Source organism: Xenophilus azovorans DSM 13620 (assembly GCF_000745855.1).
GTDB classification, from domain to species: Bacteria; Pseudomonadota; Gammaproteobacteria; order Burkholderiales; family Burkholderiaceae_C; genus Xenophilus; species Xenophilus azovorans.
On record NZ_JQKD01000042.1, the window covers coordinates 1 to 22,551 of the forward strand.

The following is a 22,551-nucleotide window of genomic DNA, read 5'->3' on the forward strand; positions in this document are numbered from 1 at the left end:
GCACTTCGTCGACGACGGCGACGTGCCGATCTCGAACAACTGGGTGGAGAACCACATCAGGCCCATCGCCCTCGGAAGGTCGAACTGGTTGTTCGCCGGCAGCCTGCGCGCGGGCAAGCGCGCAGCAGCGATCATGAGCCTGCTGCACTCGGCGCGCATCAACGGGCACGAGCCCTATGCGTACCTCAAGGACGTGCTGGAACGACTGCCGGCCCACCCGGCCAGCCGCATCGACGAACTGCTGCCGCACCGCTGGTCGCCTTCCGCTTGAGGGCTGTCACCGGCGACGCACTGGCGGTCAAGGTGACTTCGCCGGACGCATACGTTCAAGCAGACGGCCGGCATCTTCGCCACCCACATCCCCTACCGCGGCGCGGCGCCGGCGATCCAGGACGTGATGGCCGGCCAGATCGACTACGCCCTCGTGCCCGGCACCGTGTTCCCGAGCGTGAAGGCCGGCAAGCTCAAGCTGCTCGCAGTGGCCAGCCGCCGGCGGCCGGCCTACTACACCGCGGCGCCCACCGTCGAGGAGGCCGGCTTCGGCAAGGTCTACGTCGACACGCCCTTCGCCGTCTACGCGCCGGCCGCCATGCCCGCGGCCCACGTCGAGCGCATGAACCGCGAGCTGAACAAGCTGCTCGTGCAGCCATCGGTGCGCGCGCGCTTCGCCGAGGTGGGCGCCGAGCCGATGGCGCTGTCGCCGGCCGAGGTGGCGGCGATGGTGAAGGAGGAGGTGGCGCTGTTCGGGCCGATCGTGAAGGCGCGGGGCATCCGGGCCGACTGAGCCGGATCGCGTTCAATCGACAAGCACCGTTCGGGCTGAGCCTGTCGAAGCCGGAAGCTCAGCCCGGCGGACGGTGCAGCTCGATGATGCGCCGCAGCGTGACCTTGAGCGCCTCCGCCCGCTTCAGCCCGAAGGGCTGCAGTACGCGCCGCTCGTGTTCCTTGGCCTGCTGGATCAGGCTCGCCACGATGGCCTGGCCGGCGGGCGCGATGCGCACCATGGTGATCCGGCGGTCGGTGTCGTGCGCGAAGCGCTCCACGTAGCCCTTGGCTTCCATGCGGTCGAGCAGGCGCGTCACCGTCGGCTGCTTGCTCACCGAGATCTGCGCCAGCCCGCCGATGCTCAGGCCCGGCTTGCCGGTCAGCGTGGCGAGGATCCGCCATTCGGTCACCGAGAAGCCGGCCGCCTGCACCACGGCGTGGAACTCGGTCGAGATCAGCTTGCTGGCCTGGGCCAGGAGCGCGGGCAGGTAGTCATCGACGAAGGGCAGGACGGGTTCTGCGTCCGCCGTCTCCTCATCCATGTCGGTACGAGGGCTGGCTGGGAACATGGCGAAGAGGCATTCCGCAGGCCGTCGGCCCGGGACGTGTCAGTGCTCGAAAAATGATCCGAAATCATACATGGCGCGCCTGCGGAGCCGGGCCTGTTATTGTTTTCCCCGCCATGCGCCGCAGCCCCACGCCCGCCCACGCCCCGACCACCGACAGCCTGCTCGAAGGCTCGGCCTGGTTCCCTGCACTCGGCCCCGAGGCGCGTGCGCGCGTGCGTGAAGAGACGCGCGAGGCGCAGGTGCCTGCCGGCGCCGCGCTGTGCCGCATGGGCGACGCGCCGCAGCACTGGTACGGCACCGTCGAGGGCCTGCTGAAGTGGTCGGTCAGCAGCGCCGACGGCCGCTCGGTCACGCTGGGCGGGCTGTCGGTGGGAAGCTGGTACGGCGAGGGCACGCTGCTGCGCGGCGTGGCGCGCACGGCCGACGTGATCGCGCTGCGCGACAGCCGGGTGGCGCTGATGCCGGCCGAGGTGTTCGAGTGGCTGCGCGTGCACGAGCGCAGCTTCGGCGAGTTCCTGCTGCGCCAGATCAACGAGCGCATGCACTGGTTCCTGGGCAACTTCGCGGCGCACCATCTGTTGGACACCGACAGCAACGTCGCGCGCGCGCTGGTGGGCCTGTTCCACCCCTGGCTGCACCCGGGCAGCGACCCGCACCTGCAGGTCTCGCAGGAGGAGATCGCGCACCTGTCGGGCGTCTCGCGCCAGCGCTGCAATGCCGCGCTCAAGCGGCTGGCGGCCGACGGGCTGATCGAGATCGAGTACGGCGGGATCACCGTCACCGACCTGGCAGGCCTGCGCCGGCGCGCGCCGGACTGAACGTGCTACACGCCCAGCCGCTGCGCCAGGGCCTCGGGCTGCGCCAGCAGTTCGGCCGAGCCGCCGGCCAGGGTGATCAGGCCCTTCTCCATCACCATCGCGCGGTCGGTGTGGTGCAGCACCTTGCGCCAGTCGCGGTCGACGATCAGCGTGGCGATGCCGGTGGCGCGGATCTCGGCGATCACGCGCCAGATCTCGGCCACCACCAGCGGCGCCAGGCCCTCGGTGGCCTCGTCCAGGATCATCAGGCGCGGGTTGGTCATCAGCGCGCGGCCGATGGACAGCATCTGCTGCTCGCCGCCCGAGAGCTGCTGACCGCCGTGCGACAGCCGCTCCGAAAGGCGCGGGAAGGTCGCCATCACCCGCTCGAAGGTCCAGTCGCGCCGGCCGTCGACGCCGGCGCGCGCGGCCATCACCAGGTTCTCGCGCACCGACAGGTTGGGGAAGATGCCGCGGCCCTCGGGCACGTAGCCGATGCCCAGCCGCGCCATGCGCTCGGGCGCCCAGCCCGTCACGTTGCGCCCGTCGGCCAGCACCTGGCCCGAGGCGGGGCGCACGTAGCCCATCAGCGTGCGGATGAAGGTGGTCTTGCCCATGCCGTTGCGGCCGAGCAGGCCGACGGCGGTGGCGCCGGGCAGCTGCGCGTCGACGCCGCGCAGGATGTGGCTGTCGCCGTAGTAGGTGTTGAGCTCGCGCGTCTCGATCATGCCGGGGCCTCGTCGCCGAGGTACGCGGTGCGCACTTCGGGGTTGGTGCGGATCGATTCCGGCGCGCCGGTGGCGATGACGGTGCCGTTGACCATCACCGTGATGCGGTCGGCGATGCGGAACACCGCGTCCATGTCGTGCTCCACCAGCAGGATCGCGTGGCTGGCCTTCAGGCGCGACAGCAGGGCCAGCATGCGCTCGGTCTCCTCGGCGCCCATGCCTGCCAGGGGCTCGTCCAGCAGCAGCACGCGCGGGCGCGTGGCCAGGCACATCGCCACCTCGAGCTGGCGCTTGGCGCCGTGGCTCATGGTGCCGGCGATGCGCTGCGCCTCGGCCGTCAGGCCGGCGGCCTCCATCGCCTCGTGCGCGGCCTGGTTGCTGGCCGCGCAACGCGCCGCCGACTCCCAGAACGCCCAGGGCCGCGGCGTGGCGGCCTGCGCCGCCAGGCGGCAGTTCTCCAGCACGGTGAACTCCGCGAAGATGGTGTTGCGCTGGTAGCTGCGGCCCACGCCGGCCAGGGCGCGGCGCGGCTGCGCCAGGGCGGTGATGTCGCTGCGCTCCAGCGCGATGCGGCCCTCGCTGGCGGCGATCTCGCCCGAGAGCATGTTGATCAGCGTCGACTTGCCGGCGCCGTTGGTGCCGATGACGGCATGCACCTCGCCGACGCGCAGGTCGAGCGAGACGTTGCCGACCGCCACCAGGCCGCCGAAGCGGCGCGTCAGGCCGTCCACTTTCAGCAGTGCGTCTGCGTTGCCGCTCATCGCGAGCCCTCCGGCGAGATGCGCTGCACCAGCCCGATCAGGCCGCGCGGCAGCCAGGCCACGAAGGCGATGATCACCAGGCCCAGGCTGAGCTGCCAGTGGTCGGCCAGCGGGCCCACCAGCGCGTGGGTGGACAGCAGCTCCTTGAGCAGCGTGAAGGCCACCGCCCCCAGCACCGCGCCGCGCAGGTGGCCCAGGCCGCCCAGGATGATCATCAGCAGCACCTCGCCCGAGTTGTGCCAGGCCAGCAGCTCGGGGTTGACCACGCCGTCGCGCGCGGCGACCAGGCAGCCCGCCAGCCCGGCCAGCGCGCCTGCGATGACGAAGGCGGCCAGCTTGTAGAAGTAGGTCGGGAAGCCCACCGCGCGCATGCGCTGCTCGCTCACGCGGATGCCGGCCAGCGCGGCGCCGAAGCGTGAGCGGCGGATCAGCGCCAGCAGGCCGTAGGTGCCCGCCAGCGCGGCCAGCACCACGTAGAACAGCGTCAGCCGGTTCTCCAGGTCGATCGGGCCGATGGCGGGCCGCACGTAAAGGTAGATGCCGTCGCTGCCGCCGCCCACCGGCGTGTCGTGGAAGACGAAGAAGGCCATCTGCGCGAAGGCCAGCGTGACCATGATGAAGTACACGCCCTTGGTGCGCAGGCTCAAGGCGCCCACCACCAGCGCATACAGCGCGGCCAGGCCCATCGACGCCACCAGCAGCACCAGCAGGTTGCCGCCCTCGTCGCCGGAGGCGAGCACCGTGACGTAGGCGCCGATGCCGTAGAAGGCCGCGTGGCCCAGGCTCACCAGGCCGGTCATGCCGACCAGCAGCTCCAGGCTGAGCGCGAAGATGGCCAGGATCATCACCTTGACCACCAGGTCCGAGGCGTAGCCACCCAGGAAGGGCGCGGCCACGGCCAGCACCGCCACGGCCAGGGCCGGCACCAGCAGGCCGCGCGTGAGGCGGTCGGCAGGCAGCGAGGCCGATGCGGGAGGAGAGGAAGTCATCGGGGCCGCCGCGCTCATTGGACAACCTCCGTGCTTCGCACTGCGGTGCGAGCCCCCTTCGGAACGGCCGGGCGCGGGCTCATGTCTTCCTCCCCATCAGCCCCTCGGGCCGCCAGATCAGCACCACGGCCATCAGCAGGTAGATGCCGATGCCGCTGATCTCGGAGAAGAAGACCTTGCCGAAGGTGTCGACGAAGCCCACCAGCAGCGAGGCCACCAGCGCGCCGGTGATCGAGCCGATGCCGCCGATCACCACCACCACGAAGCAGATGATGAGCACGCTGGCGCCCATGTTGGGATACACAGAGGACATCGGCGCCGAGATCATGCCGGCCAGCGCCGCCAGCGCCACGCCGCCGGCGAAGACGATGCGGTACAGCCGCCGGATGTCGATGCCCAGGCCGCGCACCATGTCGCGGTTGCTGGCGCCGGCGCGGATCATCATGCCCAGCCGCGTGCGGTTGACCACCGCGTACATCGCGATCGCCAGCACGATGCAGGCGGCCGAGGCGAACAGGCGATACCACGGGTAGCTCATCACCCCGCCCAGCGCGAAGCTGCCGTCCAGCCAGGCCGGCACCGGCACGCCGTGCACGTCGTTGCCCACCAGGATGGAGCGCAGCTCCTCGAACACCAGGATCAGGCCGTAGGTCATCAGCACCTGCTGCAGGTGGTCGCGCTGGTAGAGGTAGCTGAAGAAGGCCCACTCCAGCAGGTAGCCCAGCACGGCGGCCAGCGCCACGCCGGCCAGCAGCATCAGGAGGAAGCTGTCGCCGAACAGCGGCGACAGCGAGAAGGCCATGTAGGCCCCGATCATGTAGAAGCTGCCGTGCGCCAGGTTGATGACGCCCATGATCCCGAAGATCAGCGTCAGCCCCGAGGCCAGCAGGAACAGCAGCAGCCCGTACTGCACCGAGTTCAGGCACTGGACGAGAAAGGTTCCGAAGTCCAAGCGATGGCCCTTGTGTGGGAGAAGGGGGATGGAAAAAGGGGCCTGTGCAGGCCCCGGCGGTCACATCCTGCAGCCGCGCGCCGGGTCGGCCAGGGCCTTCACGGCCACGCCCACCACCTTGTTCTCCTTGCCTTCCACCTTGCGCAGGTACATGTCCTGCACCGGGTTGTGCGCGCGGCTCATGGTGAAGGCGCCGCGCGGGCTGTCGATCTTGGCCTTCTGGATGGCGGCGGACAGCTCGGCCTTCTTGCCGAAGTCGCCCTTGGTGGCGGCCAGGCCGGCGCCGAGCATCTGCGCGGCGTCGTAGCCCTGCACCGAATACACGTCGGGCTGCAGCTTGAAGGCCTGGGCGTAGGCGGCGCGGAAGGCGTTGTCCTTCGGCGTGTTCAGGCCGTCGGCGTAGTGCAGGGTGGTCAGCATGCCCTGCGCCGTGTCGCCCTGCGCGTCCAGCGTGCCGTCGGTCAGGAAGCCGGGGCCGTACAGCGGGATGCTCTTGTTCAGGCCCGCCGCCGCGTAGTCCTTGACCAGCTTGACCGCGCCGCCGCCGGCCATGAAGGAGTACACCGCGTCGGGCTTGGCTGCCGCGATCTCGGTCAGCAGGGCCTGGAACTCCACGTTGGGGAAGGGCAGCGTGAGCTGCTTGACCACCTTACCGCCGTTCTTCTCGAAGCCTTCCTTGAAGCCGTTGACCGACTCGTCGCCGGCCGCGTACTTCCAGGTCAGGGTGATGGCGGTCTTCTTGCCTTCCTTGGCGGCCACCACGCCCATGGCGTAGGCCGGCTGCCAGTTGCTGAAGCTGCTGCGGAAGATGTTGGGCGCGCACATCGGGCCCGTCACCGCGTCGGCGCCGGCGTTCGGGATGATGAGCAGCGTGCCGCTTTCCTTGGCGGCCTTGGCCATCGCCATCGCCACGCCCGAGTGCACGGTGCCGACGATCACGTCCACGTTGTCGCGCTTGATCAGCTTGTTGACGTTGTCGGTCGCCTTGGCCGGGTCGGACTCGTCGTCGACCTTCACGTATTCGATCTCGCGGCCGCCGAGCTTGCCGCCCTGCTCCTGGACGTACAGCTTGAAGCCGTTCTCGATGGCCACGCCCAGCGCGGCGTAGGTGCCGCTGAAGGGCAGCATCAGCCCCACCTTGATCTTGTCGCCGCCCTGAGCGGCGGCGGTGGCGGCAAGGCTGGCCAGCGCCAGGGCGGTCAGGGTGGTGCGTGCGATGCGGATGCTCATGCCTGTCTCCTCGAGTGGTTGAAATTACTTTAGCACTAAACTATTCACGGCTCAAATAAGTATTTGCCCGGGGCGGGCGCCTCAGGCGCCCGCGGGCTGCGCCATGAACCCGGCGGCGGCCGAGATTACCGCCCCGGGCTGGTCGCGATGCGGGGAATGCCCGCACTGCGGCAGTTCCAGGACCCGGGCGCCGGGCACGCGCGCGGCGATGCCGTGCACCTGGGCCAGCGTGCCGTATTCGTCGTCCAGCCCCTGGATGGCGAGCACCGGGCAGCGGACGCCCTCCAGCTCGCCTTCGATGTTCCAGCTGGCGAAGGGCGGGTGCAGCCAGATGCGGTTCCAGCCCCAGAAGGCCGAGTCCACGTCGTCGTGGTAGCGGGCCAGGCGCTCGCGCAGGCCGGTCTCCAGGTAGGCCTGGCGCGCGATCTCGATGTTCTTCACCGTCACCTCTTCCACGAAGATGTGCGGCGCCAGCAGCACCAGGCCCTGCACGCGCTGCGGGAAGCGGGCCGCGTACAGCAGGCCGATCGAGCCGCCGTCGCTGTGGCCGAGGAGCCAGGGCGGCTCGGCCAGGCCGATCGCGTCGAAGAAGGCGGGCAGCACCTCGTGCGCCTGGCGGTGCATGAAGTCCACGTCCCACGCTTCGTCCGCCGCGCGGGGCGTCGAGCGGCCGTAGCCGGGGCGCGAGAACACCAGGCCGCGCACGCCGGCCTCGGCGCACAAGCGGTCGGGGAAGTCCTTCCACATCGCCACCGAGCCCAGGCCCTCGTGCAGGAAGACCACCAGCGGCGCGCCGCCTTCGCCCGCCTCGCGCGGGCCGATCCAGCGGTGCTCGATGCGCACCGGCCGGCCGCGCCAGTCGATCTGCGCGAACTGCGTCGTCCCCGCCTCGCTCACTGCGCCGCTTCCTTCTCGCGCAGGCGGAAGCGCTGGATCTTGCCGGTGGCGGTCTTGGGCAGCTCGTCGAGGAACTCGATGATGCGCGGGTACTTGTAGGGCGCCAGGCGCTCCTTGACGAAGGCCTTCAGCTCGGCGTCGGTGGCCTGCCGGCCGGCCTTGAGCACGACGAAGGCCTTGGTCTTGGTCAGCCCCTCGGCGTCGGGCGTGCCGATCACGGCCGCCTCCAGCACGGCGGGGTGCTGCATCAGCGTGGCCTCCACCTCGAAGGGTGAGACGTAGATGCCGCTGACCTTGAGCATGTCGTCGCTGCGGCCGGCGTAGGTGTAGTAGCCGTCGGCGTCGCGCACGTACTTGTCGCCGCTCTTGGTCCATGCGCCCTGGAAGGTCTCGCGCGTCTTCTCGCGGTTGCCCCAGTACATCAGCGCGCTGCTCGGCCCCTGGATGTACAGGTCGCCCACCTCGCCGTCGGCCACCGGGCGGCCGTCCTCGCCGCGCAGCTCGATCCCGTAGCCGGCGACCGGCTTGCCGGTGGTGCCGTAGCGCACGTCGCCCGGCCGGTTGGAGAGGAAGACGTGCAGCATCTCGGTGGAGCCGATGCCGTCGATGATGTCGCAGCCGTAGTGCGCCTTGAAGCGCTGCGCGATCTCCGCCGGCAGCGCCTCGCCGGCCGAGGAGCCCATGCGCAGGCGCACCGCTTCGCGCGGCGGCAGGGCGGGCGAGGCCAGCATGCCCGCATAGCCGGTGGGCGCGCCGAAGAACACGGTCGGCGCATGCTCGGTGTTCGTCCAGCGCTTGAAGACGGCGTCGGGCGTGGGCCGCTCGGCCATCAGCACCACCTTGGCGCCCACCGAGAGCGGGAAGGTCAGCGCGTTGCCCAGCCCGTAGGCGAAGTACAGCTTGGCGGCGGAGAAGCACACGTCGTCCTCGGTGATGCCCAGCACCGCCTTGCCGAACAGCTCGGCCGTCCACCACAGGTTGCCGTGCGTGTGCACCGTGCCCTTGGGTTTGCCGGTGGAGCCGGAGGAGTACAGCCAGAAGCCCGGATCGTCCGCCGCCGTGGGCGCGGGCGCGGCCTGCGGCGCGGCGGCGCCCAGCGCCTGCGCGAAGTCCTGCATGCCGTCGGGCAGATCGCCCGCGGGGTCGGCGACGAAGGCCGCCCGCAGCTCGTGCGGGCCCTTCTCCATCGCCGCCTGCAGCGTGGGCAGCAGCGCGCCCGACACCAGCGCCGCCTGTGCCCGGCTGTGCTCCAGCATGTAGGCGTAGTCGTCGGCGGTGAGCAGGGTGTTGACGGCCACCGGCACCACGCCGGCGTACAGGCAGCCGAGGAAGGCGACCGGCCAGTCGTTGGTGTCCAGCATCAGCAGCAGCACGCGCTCCTCGCGCCGGATGCCGGCCGCGGCCAGCGCGGCGGCCAGGCGGCGCGAGCGCTCCTCCAGCTGCGCATAGCTGAGCGTGCCGCGGTCGTCCACGTAGGCGATGCGCCCGGCACGCCCGCGGTTCAGGGCGAACAGGTGCTCGGCGAAGTTCAGGCGGCTCGGGGGGGTCATCAGGAAGTCTCCAGTTCGTCTCGTTCGATCGCGGGGCGCGCCGCTCAGGGCTGCAGTGCTTCCAGCACGGCGGGGCCCGCCTGCACGGCCGCGCGCCGGTGGTAGAAGTCCAGCGCGCGCAGGCCGCCCAGCTCGGCGCCGCCGCCGGCGCGGCCCGGGCCGCCGTGCAGCGACATCGGCATCACGTTGCCGTGCCCGGTCTGGGCCTGGGCCACCTCGGGGGTGATGACGTGCACGCGGCCGTGGCTGGCCGCCAGCGCCGTGGCGAGGCGGGCCAGCTCGCCCGCGTCCTCGCCGTACAGCGAGGCGACCAGCGAGCCCTGGCCGCGCTCGGCCAGCGCCTCGGCGTGCGCCAGGTCGCGGTAGGGCATCAGCGTGGCGACCGGGCCGAAGACCTCGATGTCGTGCACCGCCTGCGCCGCGTCGGGCGTGCGCGTGCCCAGCAGCACTGGGCCGATGCAGGCGGCCACCTGCGGGTCGGCGTCGATCAGCGGGGCGGCGCGGCCGTCGTGCAGCACCTGCGCGGCGCCTTCCAGCGCCTGCAGCCCTTCGCGCACCGATGCCAGCTGCGCGCGGCTGACCAGCGCGCCCATGCGCACGGCTTCGTTGCGCGGGTTGCCCACGGTGGTCTTCGCCAGGCGCGCGCCGATCGCCTCGGCCGCCGCGTCGTAGGCCGCCTCGGGCACCAGGATGCGGCGGATGGCGGTGCACTTCTGGCCCGACTTGACCGTCATCTCGCGCACCACCTCCTTGACCAGCAGGTCGAAGGCCGGCGAGCCGGGCGCGGCGCCGGGCGCCAGCACGGCGCTGTTGAGGCTGTCGGCCTCGATGTTGGTGCGCACCGAGTGGCGCGCCACCGCGTCGTGGCCGCGGATCGTCGCCGCCGTCTCGGCCGAGCCGGTGAAGGAGAGCACGTCGAAGGGCTTGAGCTGGTCGAGCAGCCCGGCCGAGCTGCCGCACACGACCGATAGCGCGCCGGCCGGCAGCACGCCGGCCTCGACCACGTCCCTGACCATGCGCTGCGTCAGCCAGGCGGTGGCCGTGGCCGGCTTGACGATCACCGGCACGCCCGAGAGCAGGGCAGGCGCCGCCTTCTCCCACAGCCCCCACGAGGGGAAGTTGAAGGCGTTGATGAACAGGGCCACGCCGCGCGTGGGCACCTGCACGTGCTGCGAGAGGAACACCGGCTCCTTGCCCAGCTTCGCCGGCTCGCCGTCGCGCAGCGCGCGGGCGTCGCCCAGCGCGTCGCCCCACTTCGCGTACTGGCCGATCGTGAAGATCGCGCCGTCGATGTCCACCGCCGAGTCGTTCTTCACCGTGCCCGCGTTGGCAGTGGCGATCTCGTAGTAGGCGTCGCGGTTCGCCTGCAGCACCTTCACCACGGCGGCCAGCAGCCCGGCGCGCTCGCGGTAGGTGAGCGCGCGCAGCGCGGCGCCACCGGTGTCGCGGGCGAAGGCGAAGGCGCCGGCCAGGTCCAGGCCCGTCGCGTCGACGCGGACCAGTTCGGTGCCCAGCACCGGGTCGAACAGCGGCGTGCCGGCGCCGGTGCCCGGCTGCCAGCGGCCGCCGACGTAGTTGGAAAGAAGCTCGGTCATGGTTCAGGCACCCTTGGTGAATTCGATCTGCCCTTCGGGCAGGAGATAGAGGACGAGCGCGCGGCCCTGGCGCACGGTGGGCCGGTGCGCGCTGCCGGGCGGGTAGACGCACCAGCCGGCCGGCCGGCCGTCGAAGGTGGCCTCGCCGCCCTGCGGCAGGATCAGGTCGATCTCGCCGCCGGGATGGGTGTGGTGCGGGCCGGCGATGTCGTTCATGTCGACCACGTCGACGGAAAAGCGGTGCAGCGCGTCCTCGGCCTTGAACACCCGCCCGTAGCGGATGCCGCCGCCCTCGCGCTCGCACAGCCAGCCTTCGGCCACGCCCTGCTCGCAGGCGGCCTTCAGGCAGGCGTAGGTGGTGCTGCCGGGGCCGTGCTCGCGGTTGAGCCAGGCGTCCAGCTCGCCGTCCAGCGGCCGGCCGGCCAACTGGGCGGTCAGGGTGGCGACCAGCGCATGAAAATCTTCCTTGGCCATCGTGGTGTCTCGCGGGGTTGACACGCCGGCTTGTGGCTTCCGGCGATGTGCAGTATCTTGCTTGCACGCGAACCATAAAAGTCGCCGGACCCCCTGTCAAGCAATATAGTGCATGTTTGGTGTTAACCCTAGGCCGGACGACCCCGAGGAAATGACTTCATGACGGACCAGGAATCCGCCCTTGCCGTTCGGCCGGCGCAGGAGCACGCCGCCGCCGAGCCCGCCGAATCGCGCGACCCGCTGCTCACCGCCGTGGGCGAGCGGGTGCGCAGCCTGCGCGCGCGCCGTGGCCTCACCCGCAAGGCGGTGGCGCTGGCGGCGGACGTCTCCGAGCGGCACCTCGCCAACCTGGAATACGGCACCGGCAACGTGTCGATCCTGGTGCTGCAGCAGGTGGCCGGCGCGCTGCAGTGCTCCATGGCCGAGCTGCTGGGCGACGTGACCACCAGCTCGCCCGAGTGGCTGCTGATCCGCGAACTGCTGGAAAACCGCTCCGAGCCCGACCTGCGCCGCGTGCGCATGGCCATCGGCGAGCTGCTGGGCACCGCCGCGGTGGACCCGGCCCGCTCGCGCCGCATCGCGCTGGTCGGCCTGCGCGGCGCCGGCAAGTCCACCCTGGGCCAGATGCTGGCCGACGACCTGGAGCTGCCCTTCATCGAACTCGGCCGCGAGGTCGAGAAGCTCGCCGGCTGCAGCGTGCGCGAGATCCACGACCTGTACGGCACCAACGCCTACCGCCGCTACGAGCGCCGGGCGCTGGAAGAGACGGTGCAGATCTACAGCGAGGTGGTGATCGCCACCCCCGGCGGCATCGTCTCCGACCCGGCCACCTTCAACGAACTGCTGGCGCACTGCACCACCGTGTGGCTGCGGGCGCGGCCCGAGGAGCACATGGGCCGCGTGGCCGCCCAGGGCGACGTGCGCCCCATGGCCGCCAGCCGCGAGGCCATGGACGACCTCAAGCGCATCCTGGACGGGCGGGCCGCCTTCTATTCCAAGGCCGACCTGCAGGTCGACACCAGCGGCCGGACGCTGCAGCAGGCCTTCGAGGCGCTGCGCACGGCGGTGCGCCAGGCGATGGCCGAGGCCGGATAGGCCGGCCCGCCCTTCTTTGAGAGACAAAAAAACGCGGAAGGGGTTGACGTGCCCGATGACATGCACGATGATGCATGTCATGGATGCACAAAAATGCATGTCGCATCCGGCCTGACCCCCACCGCCGCCACGCAGGAGACTTTCCATGACCCAGACCGCCGCCCCCCGCGTCGACTACCGCACCGACCCCACCCAGTACAAGCACTGGAAGCTCAGCACCGAGGGCCCGGTGGCCCGGCTGGCGCTGGACATCGCCGAGGACGGCGGCCTGCGTCCCGGCTACAAGCTCAAGCTCAACAGCTACGACCTGGGCGTGGACATCGAGCTGCACGACGCGCTCAACCGCATCCGCTTCGAGCACCCCGAAGTGCGCACGGTCATCGTCACCAGCGACAAGGACCGCATCTTCTGCTCGGGCGCCAACATCTTCATGCTGGGCGTCTCCAGCCACGCCTGGAAGGTGAACTTCTGCAAGTTCACCAACGAGACGCGCAACGGCATCGAGGACTCGTCGAAACACTCCGGCCTGAAGTTCATCGCCGCCGTCAACGGCGCCTGCGCCGGCGGCGGCTACGAGCTGGCCCTGGCCTGCGACGAGATCCTGCTGGTGGACGACCGCTCCTCCTCCGTCAGCCTGCCCGAGGTGCCGCTGCTGGGCGTGCTGCCCGGCACCGGCGGCCTGACCCGCGTGACCGACAAGCGCCACGTGCGCCACGACCTGGCCGACATCTTCTGCACCAGCGTCGAGGGCGTGCGCGGCCAGCGCGCCGTCGAGTGGCGCCTGGTGGACCAGGCCATCAAGCCCGCGCAGTTCGCCGCCGCCGTGCAGGAGCGCGCCGCCGAGCTGGCCCAGGCCAGCGACCGGCCCGCCGACGCCAAGGGCGTGGCGCTGACGCGCGTGGAGCGCCAGGAGAACGGCGACACCATCGAGTACGCCAACGTTCGCATCGAGATCGACCGCGCCAAGCGCACCGTCACCCTGACCTTGAAAGCGCCCGCCGGCGCACAGCCCGCGGACGCGGCCGGCATCGAGGCCGCCGGTGCCGCCTGGTGGCCGCTGGCCCTGGGCCGCGAGCTGGACGACGCCATCCTGCACCTGCGCACCAACGAGCTGGACATCGGCACCTGGCTGCTGCGCACGGAAGGCGACGCGCAGGCGGTGCTGGCCGCCGATGCGCTGATGCTGGCGAACCAGGACCACTGGCTGGTGCGCGAGACCCTCGGCCTGCTGCGCCGCACCTTCGCGCGGCTGGACGTCTCCTCGCGCAGCCTGTTCGCGCTGATCGACGAGGGCTCCTGCTTCGCCGGCATGTTCGCCGAGCTGGCCTTCGCCGCCGACCGCGCCTACATGCTGGCCCTGCCCGACGCGCCCGAGAAGGCGCCGCGCATCGTGCTGGACGAGTTCAACTTCGGCCTGCTGCCGCTGGTCAACGACCAGAGCCGCCTGCAGCGCCGCTTTTACGAGGAAGCCGCGCCGCTGGAGGCCGCGCGCGCCGCCGCCGGCCGCGAGATCGACGCCGACGAGGCCGTGAAGCTGGGCCTGGTGACGGCCGCGCCCGACGACATCGACTGGGCCGACGAGCTGCGCATCGCCATCGAGGAGCGCGCCGCCATGTCGCCCGACGCCCTCACCGGCATGGAGGCCAACCTGCGCTTCGCCAGCAAGGAGAACATGCTCACCCGCGTGTTCGGCCGCCTCACCGCGTGGCAGAACTGGATCTTCCAGCGCCCCAACGCCGTCGGCGAGAAGGGTGCGCTGAAGGTCTACGGCACCGGCGAGAAGGCCGGCTTCGACATGAACCGCGTTTGACCGAACCGAGAGGAGATTCCCCATGAGCAGCATCAACTACAGCGAGAAGATCCCCAACAACGTCAACCTCTCGGAAGACCGCACGCTGCAGCGCGCGCTCGAGGGCTGGCAGCCGAACTTCATCAACTGGTGGGACGACGTCGGCCCCGAGGGCTCCACCAACTACGACGTCTACCTGCGCACCGCGGTGAGCGTGGACCCGAACGGCTGGGCCCAGTTCGGCCACGTGAAGATGCGCGACTACCGCTGGGGCATCTTCCTGAACCCCGGCGACGCGGAGCGCAAGATCCACTTCGGCGACCACATGGGCGAGAAGGCCTGGCAGGACGTGCCCGGCGAGCACCGTGCCAACCTGCGCCGCATTATCGTCACGCAGGGCGACACCGAGCCCGCCTCGGTCGAGCAGCAGCGCCACCTGGGCCTGACGGCGCCCAGCCAGTACGACCTGCGCAACCTGTTCCAGGTCAACGTGGAGGAAGGCCGCCACCTGTGGGCGATGGTCTACCTGCTGCACAAGCACTTCGGCCGCGACGGCCGCGAGGAGGCCGAAGCCCTGCTGGAGCGCCAGAGCGGTGACGAGAACAACCCGCGCATCCTGGGCGCCTTCAACGAGAAGACGCCCGACTGGCTGAGCTTCTTCATGTTCACCTACTTCACCGACCGCGACGGCAAGTTCCAGCTTTCCGCGCTGGCCGAGAGTGCCTTCGACCCGCTGGCGCGCACGACGAAATTCATGCTGACCGAGGAGGCGCATCACATGTTCGTGGGCGAGTCCGGCGTCAGCCGCGTGGTGCAGCGCACCTGCCAGGTGATGAACGAGTTGAAGACCGACGACCCGAAGAAGGTGCGCGAGGCCGGCGCGATCGACCTGGAGACCATCCAGCGCTACCTGAACTTCCACTACTCGGTGACCATCGACCTCTTCGGCGCCGACCAGTCGAGCAACGCCGCCATCTTCTACAGCTCGGGCCTGAAGGGCCGCTACGAGGAAGGCAAGCGCACCGACGACCACGTGCTCAAGGGCCAGACCTACAAGGTGCTCGAAGTGCAGAACGGGCAGCTCGTCGAGAAGGAAGTGCCGATGCTCAACGCGCTGAACGAGGTGCTGCGCGACGACTTCATCAAGGACTCGGTGGCCGGCGTCGGCCGCTGGAACAAGGTGATCGAGAAGGCCGGCATCCCCTTCCGCCTGCAGGTGCCGCACAAGGCATTCAACCGCGCCATCGGCGCGCTGGCCGGCATCAGGATGTCGCCCGACGGCCGCGTGGTCAGCCAGGCCGAGTGGGACGCGAAGAAGAAGGAGTGGCTCCCCACCGACGAGGACCGCGCCTTCGTCGCCTCGCTGATGGGCCGCGTGGTCGAGCCCGGCAAGTTCGCCAACTGGATCGCGCCGCCCGTCATGGGCATCAACCGCCAGCCGGTGGACTTCGAATATGTCCGTTTCGGCTAAGGTCGGCTGACGCGCCGCCGCCCCGCCTGCACGAAGGAGGAGGGGCGCGCGCCGCACCACAAGGAGAGACACGATGGACATGGCTGTCGACGCGGCGGTGATCAGGCAGCACCTGATCGACCCCGAGATCTGCATCCGCTGCAACACCTGCGAGGCCACCTGCCCGGTCGGCGCGATCACCCACGACGACCGCAACTACGTGGTGCGGGCCGATGTGTGCAACAGCTGCATGGCCTGCATCTCGCCCTGCCCGACCGGCTCGATCGACAACTGGCGCACGATGCCGGTGGTCCGCGCCTACAGCATCGAGGAGCAGCTCACCTGGGACGAACTGCCGGCCGAGTTGACGCCCGACCAGCTGGCCGCCGAGGGCGTCGCCGCCGACGAGGTGGCCGTCGCCGCGCCCCCCATGCCCGAGCCGCAGCCCGCCGAGCCCGGCACCGCGCCGTTCAACTCCGCCAGCTACGGCGCCACGCGCCCGCCGTGGTCGGCCGCGCATCCGTACACCAACCTGCACGCGCCCAAGAGCCCGGTCGTCGCCACCGTCACCGGCAACTTCAACTGCACCGAGGCCGGCTTCGACAGCGAGACGCACCATGTGGTGCTCGACTTCGGCGCCATGCCCTTCCCGGTGCTGGAGGGCCAGTCCATCGGCATCATCCCGCCGGGCCTGGACGCGCTGGGCCGGCCGCACCAGCCGCGCCAGTACTCGGTGGCCAGCGCGCGCAACGGCGAGCGGCCGGGCTACAACAACCTGTCGCTCACCGTGAAGCGCGTCACCGAGGACCACCAGGGCCAGCCGGTGCGCGGCATCTGCTCCAACTACGTGTGCGACCTGAAGGTGGGCGACGAGGTCAAGGTGGTGGGCCCCTTCGGCAGCAGCTTCCTGATGCCGAACCACCCGAAGTCGCACATCGTCATGATCTGCACCGGCACCGGCAGCGCGCCGATGCGGGCCATGACCGAGTGGCGCCGCCGCCTGCGCAAGAGCGGCAAGTTCGAGGGCGGCAAGCTGATGCTCTTCTTCGGCGCGCGCACCCCGCAGGAGCTGCCCTACTTCGGCCCGCTGCAGTCGCTGCCCAAGGACTTCATCGACATCAACTTCGCCTTCTCGCGCATGCCCGGCCAGCCGAAGAAGTACGTGCAGGACCGCCTGCGCGAGCGCGCCGCCGACCTGGTGGCGCTGCTCCAGGACGGCGCCAGCCACTTCTACGTGTGCGGCCTCAAGAGCATGGAGGAAGGCGTGGTGCTGGCGCTGCGCGACGTCGCCAACGACGCCGGGCTGAACTGGGAGAGCGTGGCCGCGCAGCTCAAGCAGGAAGGGCGGCTGCACCTGGAGACGTACTGAACCGGCAACCGTGCCCGGGCCTGCGCGTCCATGCAGGCGCTGCTATTCGGGTGGCGCGAGCGCTTCCACCCTGGCCGCGACGGCACGGCAGGCCGTCAGCAGGTCGGCCACGATGCGCTCGTCGATGTTCAGGTCGCCTTCGTATTCGCCGAGGTTGCGGATGTCGTGGCACTTGGACAGCACACGCCACACCTCGGGGCCGAGTCCGACCGTGTGCGGCAGCATCTGGAAAACGATGTAGCGGTTGCCCGAGCGGTACCCGTGCCAGCGCAGAGCGGCGAGGCTCAGCGCATGGGCGGCGTTGTAGGCCAGGTCGAAGCGGCTTTCGAGCGACAGGGTGCGGGTACCGGCATCGGCCAGCCGGGCTTTCCCGGAACGCAGCAGGCCCCCGAACTCCACCGCATCGGGTGGCTCTGCCCGCAGCGGCTTGCTGGGGCCGCACAGATTCTCAAACGCTGAAGGCATGCTCGTCTCCCATCAACCAGATCTTCGGCTGCTGCAGGATGCGGGTGGCGAATGCGTCCTTGCGCACGACGCGACGCGCCAGTTCCTCGCGCGTGTAGATCGTCGGGTTCACGGGGCGGCCCAGTTGCCGGCCTACGGACTCCAGCGCGCCGAACAGATCGGCGTAGCTCAGCGCGTCGCTGACCACCATCAGGTCCACGTCGCTGCTGGCGGTGTCCTGCCGCTTCGCCACGGACCCGAAGACGAACGCTGCGTGGATCCGGCTGGCCAGCGGCGCCAGCGCGGCGCGCAAGGGCCCGGCCAGACCCACCGTCTTCTGCACGATGCCGTGCAGTTCCTCGTAGATCGGCGCTTGCGGATTGGCTTGGTAGTACTTCTGCCGGCCGGACTGCTGCACGGTGACCAGTCCGCTCTGCGCCAGGCGCGCCAGTTCACGCTGCACCGCGCCCGAACCGCTGCGGGCCAGGGCGATGACCTCGCTGGCGTAGAAGGCGCGTTGCGGCTGTCCGAACAGAACGGCCAGGACGCGCTGCTGGGTGCCGGTGAACAAGGCATCTGCCAGGCTCATGCCGCCTGCCGGCGGCGGCGCCTTCGAAGACGAGGACAGGTCTGTTCCCATGACGGGCACATTATGCCCAGAATGGGTTGGTAGATGCCCATTCTGGGTTGGGTCGTCACCATCCTCCGACATTAAGCTGACATCCCATGCGTTTTGCCGATTTCTTCGCCGGCCAGGTCATCGAGGCCGGCCCCCATCAGGTCACCGAGGACGAGCTGACCGGCTTCGCGCGCCAGTGGGACCCGCAGTGGTTCCACACCGAGGCCGCGGCCGCCGCCGAGGGCATCTTCGGCGGCTTGATCGCCAGCGGCTGGCACACCTGCGCCATCGCCATGCGGCTGGTGGTGCAGGCGGCGCTGGAGGGCTCAGAGTCCTTCGCCTCGCCCGGCCTGCGGTACGTGCGCTGGCCCAACCCGGTGCGGCCCGGCGACCTGCTGCGCCTGCGCGCCGAGGTGATCGAGGCGCGCCGCTCCGAGAGCAAGCCGACCCTGGGCATCCTGCGCTGGCGCTGGCGGCTGTTCAACCAGCATGGGGCCGAGGTGCTGGACACGGAGGTGACCAGCCTGTTCCGGCTGGCGGCGCCCTGACGATTCACTTCACGTCTGGCGCGCGTAGCGCCCCGGCGGTTCGCCCACGTGGCGGCGGAAGGCCGTGCTGAAGGTGCTCGCCGAGCCGTAGCCGACCCGCTCCGCGACGGCCGCGATGCCCGCCTCGCCGCGCCGCAGCAGGTCCTTGGCGACCGCCATGCGCCACGCGAGCAGGTATTCCATCGGCGGCAGCCCCACCGCGTGCGTGAACCGCTCGAAGAAGGCAGAGCGCGAGAGCGCCGCCTTCTTCGCGAGCTGCGCCACGGTCCAGGGCCGGCCGGGGTCGGCGTGCATGTGCCGCAGCGCGGCCGACAGCCTCGTGTCGGCGAGGCCGCGCAACAGCCCGGGAGGGGCGTCCGCGGCGGGCGCGGCGCGCAGCGCCTCGATGAGCAGCACCTCCACCAGCCGCGTGAGGACCAGTTCGCGGCCGGCCCGCCGCTGGCGCGACTCGTCGCCGACCAGCCGCACCAGCGTCGAGAGCCGCCCGACGCCGCGCACGTGCACCAGCACCGGCAGCAGCGCCACCAGCAGCGCCGTGTCGGGCGAATCGAAGAGGAAGTAGCCTCCGAGCAGACGCACGTCGGGCCGCCCGCCGCGCCTGCCGTGGCGGACCTCGCGGGCCGGCGAGGCGCTCGCCTTCGGGTCGATGCGCAGGGGCGTGACCGCCTCGAAGCCCGACAGCGTGAAGCCGGGCGTGGCCGGCAGGAAGACGAAGTCGCCTGCCTCCAGGGTGCAGGCCTGCTGGCCCTCGACGGCCAGCAGGCAGCGGCCTTCGAGCACTGCGCAGAAGCTCGGCTGCGCGAACTCGGCGTACCGCACGCCCCAGCGGCCGGCGCCGCTGATGCCCTTGGCGAACACGGTGCGCGGCTTGAGGAGGGTGACGATCTCCGACAGCGGGTCGCCCATGTCTGGACGATGGCAAATCAAATGTGGACGCTTCATTGTAGAAAGTCCGAAGACCGAGGCCTATCGTTGCTTCATCGAAACCAACCTTCCATGAAGCACATGAAGACCGTCCTCATCACCGGCTGCTCCTCGGGCTATGGCCTGGAGACCGCCCGCCGCTTTCTCGGCCAGGGCTGGCAAGTGGTCGCCACCATGCGCGCGCCGCGCCAGGACCTGCTGCCCGCCTCGCCGCGCCTGCGCGTGCTGCCGCTCGACGTGACCCGGCCCGAGAGCATCGCGGCCGCACTGGAGACCAGCGGGCCGATCGACGCGCTCGTCAACAACGCCGGCATCGGCCTCTTCGGCGCCTTCGAGGCGACGCCGATGGCGACGGTGCGCGACGTGTTCGAGACCAACACCTTCGGCGTCATGGCGATGACGCAGGCCGTGCTGCCGCAGTTCCGCGCGCGGCGCTCGGGCGTGGTGGTGAACGTCACCTCCAGCGCCACGCTAGCGCCGATGCCGCTGGTGGCGGCCTATACCGCGAGCAAGACGGCCATCGAAGGCTTCACCGGCTCGCTGGCGCACGAACTGGCGGGCTTCGGCATCCGCGTCAGGCTCGTGGAGCCGGGCTATGGCCCCACCACGCGCTTCGCCCACAACGGCGCCTCGCGCATGGAAGGGCTGATCCCCGAGGCCTACGGGCCCTTCGCGCAATCGGTCTTCGCCGGCTTCACGCAGGCGGCCGCCGTGACGACCGAGGCCGACGTGGCCGAGGGCGTCTGGCGGGCCGTGAACGACACGGCCGGGCAGTTGCGCTTTCCCGCCGGGGCCGATGCCGTGGCGCTGGCGCAGCGCCATGCGGCGGCGGGCGCCGAGGGCTAGCGTGCCGGCGCGGCGATCGCCGGCAGCACCTGCCCGCGACTCTCTCCGAAGCCGATGCGCGCGTGCCCCGGCCCCTCGCACCAGCCGCGCAGGATCACCGCGTCGCCGTCTTCGAGGAAGGCGCGCCGTTCTCCGGTCGAAAGCGCCACCGGCGCCTGGCCGCCGCGCGCCAGCTCGATGATGGCGCCGGCCTCGCCCGCGCCGGGGCCGGAGACGGTGCCGCTGCCGAACAGGTCGCCGGGCTGCAGCGCGCAGCCGCCGACGGTGTGGTGCGCCACCATCTGCGCCGGCGTCCAGTACTGGTGGCGGAAGCTCGTGGCCGACAGGCGCGTCGGGCCCTTCGCGCCGCGCCGCGCCTGCTCGCTCTCCAGCCACACCTCCAGCCGGATGTCGATGCCGCCGGCGGCACGCTGCGCCGCGTCGTCGAGATAGGCCAGCGGCTGCGGGTCGCCGGCGGGGCGCGGGAAGGGCGTGCGGTAGGGCGCCAGCGCCTCCATGGTCACGATCCACGGCGAGACGGTGGTGGCGAAGTTCTTCGCCAGGAAGGGGCCCAGCGGCGCCATCTCCCACATCTGGATGTCGCGCGCCGACCAGTCGTTGAGCAGGCCGATGCCGAAGATGTGCTCCTCGGCGCGCGCCAGCGGGATCGGCTCGCCGGCGGCGTTGCCGGTGCCGACCCAGATCGCCAGCTCCAGCTCGTAGTCGAGCTTGGCGCAGGGCTGGTAGACGGGCGTGCGGCCGCCGGGCGGCAGCGCCTGGCCCATCGGCCGGCGAAAGCGCTGGCCGCTCACACCCAGGGTGGAGGCGCGGCCGTGGTACGCGATCGGCAGCCAGCGGAAGTTGGGCGTCACGTCGCCGTCGGGGATCATCAGCCGCGTGATGTTCAGCGCGTGGTCCAGCGAGGTGTAGAAGTCGGTGTAGTCGCCCACGCGCGCGGGCAGGGCATGTTCGACTTCGGCCTGCGGCACCAGGCAGGCGCGCACGGTGTCGGCCTGCGCGGCACCCTCCTTCAGCAGCGCGAACACGCCGTGCCGCAGCGCGCGCCAGGCACCGGCGCCGAGCGCGAAGAGGGCATTGAGTTCGGGCTGCACCGCCGCCTGCGCGGCCTGCTGCGCCGCGCCGTCGAGCAGGCCCGCGCCGGCCAGCGCGCCCAGGTCCAGCACCTGGTCGCCGATGGCGACGCCGCCGCGGAAGGCCTCCTGCGAGCCCTTGCACCGGAACACCGAGAAGGGCAGGTTCTGGATCGGAAAGTCGCTGCCTTCCGCGTTGGCGCTGTCCACCCAACTGCGCGCGGTGGGGTCGTGCGTATGGTTCAGTGCCGTGCTCATGCTGCCGTTCCCATCAAGGCATCGTCGAAGATCGCCACCGCCCGCGTCCAGCCGGCCGAGGCGCCGCGGATCTTGTGCGGGAAGCAGCTGATGAAGAACCCATGAGGCGGCAGCGCCTCCAGGTTGTGCAGCTTCTCGATGTGGCAGTAGCCGATGTCGCGGCCGGCCTTGTGGCCTTCCCAGATCAGCGATGCGTCGTGCGTCTCGCCGTACTTCTTCGCGGTGTGCACGAAGGGCGCGTCCCAGCTCCAGGCGTCGGTGCCCGTCAGGCGCACGCCGCGCTCCAGCAGGTACATGGTGGCCTCGTAGCCCATGCCGCAGCCGGCGCTCACGTAGTCGTCGTGGCCGTAGCGCGAGCCGGCGCGGGTGTTCACCACCACGATCTCCAGCGGCTTGAGTTCGTGGCCGATGCGCGCCAGCTCCGCCTCCACGTCGGCGGCGGTGACGACATACCCGTCGGCGAAGTGGCGGAAGTCCAGCTTCACGCCGGGCTGGAAGCACCATTCCAGCGGCACGTCGTGGATGGCGATGGCGGGCTTCTTCCGGCCCAGCGCCTTGTCCATGGTGGAGTGGAAGTGGTAGGGCGCGTCCAGGTGCGTGCCGTTGTGGGTCGAGAGCTGCACCAGCTCCACCGCCCAGCCCTCGCCGTCGGGCAGGTCCTCCTTCTTCAGCCCGGGGAAGAAGGGCTCGATCTGCTCGAAGGTGTGCTCGTGCGTGAAGTACTGGATCTTGGGCGCGAAGGCGGGCGGGTCGCTCATCACGTCGTTCTCGAGGAAGATGGACAGGTCGACGAATCGGCGGGGCATGGCGCTTCTCTCCTTCGTGGGTTCGG

Annotated in this window: 23 protein-coding genes and 1 pseudogene; 9 read left to right on the forward strand and 15 right to left on the reverse strand. The window is 70.6% G+C overall.

The genetic code is table 11. The annotated features are described in order from the left end of the window. The coding region (locus Q392_RS20045; RefSeq protein ID WP_038211546.1) for a transposase domain-containing protein at positions 1-271 on the forward strand (271 nt) is incomplete at its 5' end. 63 nt (positions 272-334) lie between these two features. After that, positions 335-784: pseudogene (locus Q392_RS20050) on the forward strand (Bug family tripartite tricarboxylate transporter substrate binding protein); the annotation flags it as partial. A 58-nt stretch (positions 785-842) separates the two neighbouring features. Here Q392_RS20050 and Q392_RS20055 read toward each other — a convergent pair. Continuing rightward, positions 843-1,307 carry a MarR family winged helix-turn-helix transcriptional regulator gene (locus Q392_RS20055; RefSeq protein WP_038211548.1) on the reverse strand — a complete coding sequence of 155 codons (465 nt, stop codon included), beginning with the start codon at positions 1,305-1,307 and terminating at the stop codon, positions 843-845. A gap of 140 nt (positions 1,308-1,447) precedes the next feature. Between Q392_RS20055 and Q392_RS20060 the strand changes: the two genes are divergently transcribed. Next, positions 1,448-2,152, forward strand: a complete 705-nt coding sequence (locus Q392_RS20060) for a Crp/Fnr family transcriptional regulator (RefSeq protein ID WP_038211549.1) — start codon at positions 1,448-1,450, stop codon at positions 2,150-2,152. Positions 2,153-2,157: 5 nt separating this feature from the next. Here Q392_RS20060 and Q392_RS20065 read toward each other — a convergent pair whose 3' ends face one another. The 9 genes from Q392_RS20065 to Q392_RS20105 form a co-directional block, all read right to left on the reverse strand. Then, positions 2,158-2,859, reverse strand: coding sequence for an ABC transporter ATP-binding protein (locus Q392_RS20065; RefSeq protein ID WP_038211551.1), 702 nt, complete (start codon positions 2,857-2,859; stop codon positions 2,158-2,160). Beyond that, a complete protein-coding gene (locus Q392_RS20070) occupies positions 2,856-3,620 on the reverse strand; it encodes an ABC transporter ATP-binding protein (RefSeq protein WP_038211552.1) in 765 nt (254 codons plus the stop codon). Before Q392_RS20070 ends, Q392_RS20065 begins: the two co-directional genes overlap by 4 nt. Then, complete coding sequence (locus tag Q392_RS20075; protein ID WP_051953791.1) at positions 3,617-4,609, reverse strand: branched-chain amino acid ABC transporter permease; 993 nt, start codon at positions 4,607-4,609, stop codon at positions 3,617-3,619. The genes Q392_RS20070 and Q392_RS20075 overlap by 4 nt, the downstream gene beginning before the upstream one ends. 79 nt (positions 4,610-4,688) lie before the next feature. Then, positions 4,689-5,561 (reverse strand): branched-chain amino acid ABC transporter permease, encoded by an 873-nt coding sequence (locus Q392_RS20080; protein WP_038211555.1) that lies wholly within the window; start codon positions 5,559-5,561, stop codon positions 4,689-4,691. A 60-nt stretch (positions 5,562-5,621) separates the two neighbouring features. Further along, positions 5,622-6,791 (reverse strand): ABC transporter substrate-binding protein, encoded by a 1,170-nt coding sequence (locus Q392_RS20085; protein ID WP_038211557.1) that lies wholly within the window; start codon positions 6,789-6,791, stop codon positions 5,622-5,624. Between the two features lie 81 nt (positions 6,792-6,872). Next, positions 6,873-7,688: an alpha/beta fold hydrolase gene (locus tag Q392_RS20090; protein WP_038211559.1), complete on the reverse strand. Its 816-nt coding sequence runs from the start codon at positions 7,686-7,688 to the stop codon at positions 6,873-6,875. After that, positions 7,685-9,238, reverse strand: a complete 1,554-nt coding sequence (locus Q392_RS20095) for a benzoate-CoA ligase family protein (RefSeq protein ID WP_038211560.1) — start codon at positions 9,236-9,238, stop codon at positions 7,685-7,687. The genes Q392_RS20090 and Q392_RS20095 overlap by 4 nt, the downstream gene beginning before the upstream one ends. Positions 9,239-9,282: 44 nt before the next feature. Continuing rightward, positions 9,283-10,833 carry a 3,4-dehydroadipyl-CoA semialdehyde dehydrogenase gene (locus tag Q392_RS20100; protein WP_038211561.1) on the reverse strand — a complete coding sequence of 517 codons (1,551 nt, stop codon included), beginning with the start codon at positions 10,831-10,833 and terminating at the stop codon, positions 9,283-9,285. Between the two features lie 3 nt (positions 10,834-10,836). After that, on the reverse strand, positions 10,837-11,307 hold the full coding sequence (locus Q392_RS20105; protein WP_038211562.1) for a 4-hydroxylaminobenzoate lyase: 471 nt from the start codon (positions 11,305-11,307) through the stop codon (positions 10,837-10,839). Between the two features lie 159 nt (positions 11,308-11,466). Between Q392_RS20105 and Q392_RS20110 the strand changes: the two genes are divergently transcribed. The 4 genes from Q392_RS20110 (at position 11,467) to boxA (ending at position 17,010) form a co-directional block, all read left to right on the forward strand. Next, on the forward strand, positions 11,467-12,402 hold the full coding sequence (locus tag Q392_RS20110; protein WP_038211563.1) for a helix-turn-helix transcriptional regulator: 936 nt from the start codon (positions 11,467-11,469) through the stop codon (positions 12,400-12,402). A 145-nt stretch (positions 12,403-12,547) separates the two neighbouring features. Next, positions 12,548-14,212, forward strand: coding sequence for a 2,3-epoxybenzoyl-CoA dihydrolase (gene boxC / locus Q392_RS20115; RefSeq protein WP_038211565.1), 1,665 nt, complete (start codon positions 12,548-12,550; stop codon positions 14,210-14,212). Positions 14,213-14,234: 22 nt separating this feature from the next. Beyond that, entirely contained in the window at positions 14,235-15,662 is a 1,428-nt protein-coding gene (boxB, locus tag Q392_RS20120) for a benzoyl-CoA 2,3-epoxidase subunit BoxB (RefSeq protein WP_038211566.1), read from the forward strand. A 73-nt stretch (positions 15,663-15,735) separates the two neighbouring features. After that, the gene (boxA, locus tag Q392_RS20125) at positions 15,736-17,010 is read left to right on the forward strand and encodes a benzoyl-CoA 2,3-epoxidase subunit BoxA (RefSeq protein ID WP_038211567.1); all 1,275 of its coding nucleotides are present in this window, start codon (positions 15,736-15,738) and stop codon (positions 17,008-17,010) included. 42 nt (positions 17,011-17,052) lie between these two features. Here boxA and Q392_RS20130 read toward each other — a convergent pair whose 3' ends face one another. Both Q392_RS20130 and Q392_RS20135 read right to left on the reverse strand, forming a co-directional pair. Then, positions 17,053-17,475 (reverse strand): hypothetical protein, encoded by a 423-nt coding sequence (locus Q392_RS20130; RefSeq protein ID WP_038211568.1) that lies wholly within the window; start codon positions 17,473-17,475, stop codon positions 17,053-17,055. Further along, positions 17,459-18,043 carry a nucleotidyltransferase domain-containing protein gene (locus Q392_RS20135; RefSeq protein WP_038211570.1) on the reverse strand — a complete coding sequence of 195 codons (585 nt, stop codon included), beginning with the start codon at positions 18,041-18,043 and terminating at the stop codon, positions 17,459-17,461. Before Q392_RS20135 ends, Q392_RS20130 begins: the two co-directional genes overlap by 17 nt. Positions 18,044-18,180: 137 nt before the next feature. Between Q392_RS20135 and Q392_RS20140 the strand changes: the two genes are divergently transcribed. Next, entirely contained in the window at positions 18,181-18,621 is a 441-nt protein-coding gene (locus tag Q392_RS20140) for a MaoC family dehydratase (RefSeq protein WP_038211572.1), read from the forward strand. 9 nt (positions 18,622-18,630) lie between these two features. On the opposite strand, the gene Q392_RS20145 is transcribed toward Q392_RS20140, so the two are convergent. Beyond that, entirely contained in the window at positions 18,631-19,527 is an 897-nt protein-coding gene (locus Q392_RS20145) for an AraC family transcriptional regulator (protein ID WP_211260261.1), read from the reverse strand. Positions 19,528-19,626: 99 nt separating this feature from the next. Between Q392_RS20145 and Q392_RS20150 the strand changes: the two genes are divergently transcribed. After that, positions 19,627-20,391 carry an SDR family oxidoreductase gene (locus tag Q392_RS20150; protein WP_084217236.1) on the forward strand — a complete coding sequence of 255 codons (765 nt, stop codon included), beginning with the start codon at positions 19,627-19,629 and terminating at the stop codon, positions 20,389-20,391. Here the strand turns inward: Q392_RS20150 and fahA are convergent. Next, positions 20,388-21,719 carry a fumarylacetoacetase gene (fahA, locus tag Q392_RS20155; RefSeq protein ID WP_038211577.1) on the reverse strand — a complete coding sequence of 444 codons (1,332 nt, stop codon included), beginning with the start codon at positions 21,717-21,719 and terminating at the stop codon, positions 20,388-20,390. The two genes, Q392_RS20150 and fahA, sit on opposite strands and share 4 nt — an antisense overlap. After that, on the reverse strand, positions 21,716-22,525 hold the full coding sequence (locus Q392_RS20160) for a cyclase family protein (protein WP_038211578.1): 810 nt from the start codon (positions 22,523-22,525) through the stop codon (positions 21,716-21,718). The genes fahA and Q392_RS20160 overlap by 4 nt, the downstream gene beginning before the upstream one ends. Between the last annotated feature and the right edge of the window lie 26 nt (positions 22,526-22,551).

Bases quoted from the DNA above. Each gene is read 5' to 3' on its own strand.
- Q392_RS20105 (WP_038211562.1), bottom strand. From the start codon at position 11,307: ATGGCCAAGGAAGATTTTCATGCGCTGGTCGCCACCCTGACCGCCCAG.
- Q392_RS20085 (WP_038211557.1), bottom strand. From the start codon at position 6,791: ATGAGCATCCGCATCGCACGCACCACCCTGACCGCCCTGGCGCTGGCC.
- Q392_RS20140 (WP_038211572.1), top strand. From the start codon at position 18,181: ATGCGTTTTGCCGATTTCTTCGCCGGCCAGGTCATCGAGGCCGGCCCC.
- Q392_RS20135 (WP_038211570.1), bottom strand. From the start codon at position 18,043: ATGAGCCTGGCAGATGCCTTGTTCACCGGCACCCAGCAGCGCGTCCTG.
- Q392_RS20110 (WP_038211563.1), top strand. From the start codon at position 11,467: ATGACGGACCAGGAATCCGCCCTTGCCGTTCGGCCGGCGCAGGAGCAC.
- boxC (WP_038211565.1), top strand. From the start codon at position 12,548: ATGACCCAGACCGCCGCCCCCCGCGTCGACTACCGCACCGACCCCACC.
- Q392_RS20130 (WP_038211568.1), bottom strand. From the start codon at position 17,475: ATGCCTTCAGCGTTTGAGAATCTGTGCGGCCCCAGCAAGCCGCTGCGG.
- Q392_RS20150 (WP_084217236.1), top strand. From the start codon at position 19,627: ATGAAGACCGTCCTCATCACCGGCTGCTCCTCGGGCTATGGCCTGGAG.
- Q392_RS20095 (WP_038211560.1), bottom strand. From the start codon at position 9,238: ATGACCCCCCCGAGCCGCCTGAACTTCGCCGAGCACCTGTTCGCCCTG.
- Q392_RS20100 (WP_038211561.1), bottom strand. From the start codon at position 10,833: ATGACCGAGCTTCTTTCCAACTACGTCGGCGGCCGCTGGCAGCCGGGC.
- Q392_RS20065 (WP_038211551.1), bottom strand. From the start codon at position 2,859: ATGATCGAGACGCGCGAGCTCAACACCTACTACGGCGACAGCCACATC.
- fahA (WP_038211577.1), bottom strand. From the start codon at position 21,719: ATGAGCACGGCACTGAACCATACGCACGACCCCACCGCGCGCAGTTGG.
- Q392_RS20055 (WP_038211548.1), bottom strand. From the start codon at position 1,307: ATGGATGAGGAGACGGCGGACGCAGAACCCGTCCTGCCCTTCGTCGAT.
- Q392_RS20070 (WP_038211552.1), bottom strand. From the start codon at position 3,620: ATGAGCGGCAACGCAGACGCACTGCTGAAAGTGGACGGCCTGACGCGC.
- Q392_RS20145 (WP_211260261.1), bottom strand. From the start codon at position 19,527: ATGGGCGACCCGCTGTCGGAGATCGTCACCCTCCTCAAGCCGCGCACC.
- Q392_RS20060 (WP_038211549.1), top strand. From the start codon at position 1,448: ATGCGCCGCAGCCCCACGCCCGCCCACGCCCCGACCACCGACAGCCTG.
- boxB (WP_038211566.1), top strand. From the start codon at position 14,235: ATGAGCAGCATCAACTACAGCGAGAAGATCCCCAACAACGTCAACCTC.
- boxA (WP_038211567.1), top strand. From the start codon at position 15,736: ATGGACATGGCTGTCGACGCGGCGGTGATCAGGCAGCACCTGATCGAC.
- Q392_RS20160 (WP_038211578.1), bottom strand. From the start codon at position 22,525: ATGCCCCGCCGATTCGTCGACCTGTCCATCTTCCTCGAGAACGACGTG.
- Q392_RS20075 (WP_051953791.1), bottom strand. From the start codon at position 4,609: ATGACTTCCTCTCCTCCCGCATCGGCCTCGCTGCCTGCCGACCGCCTC.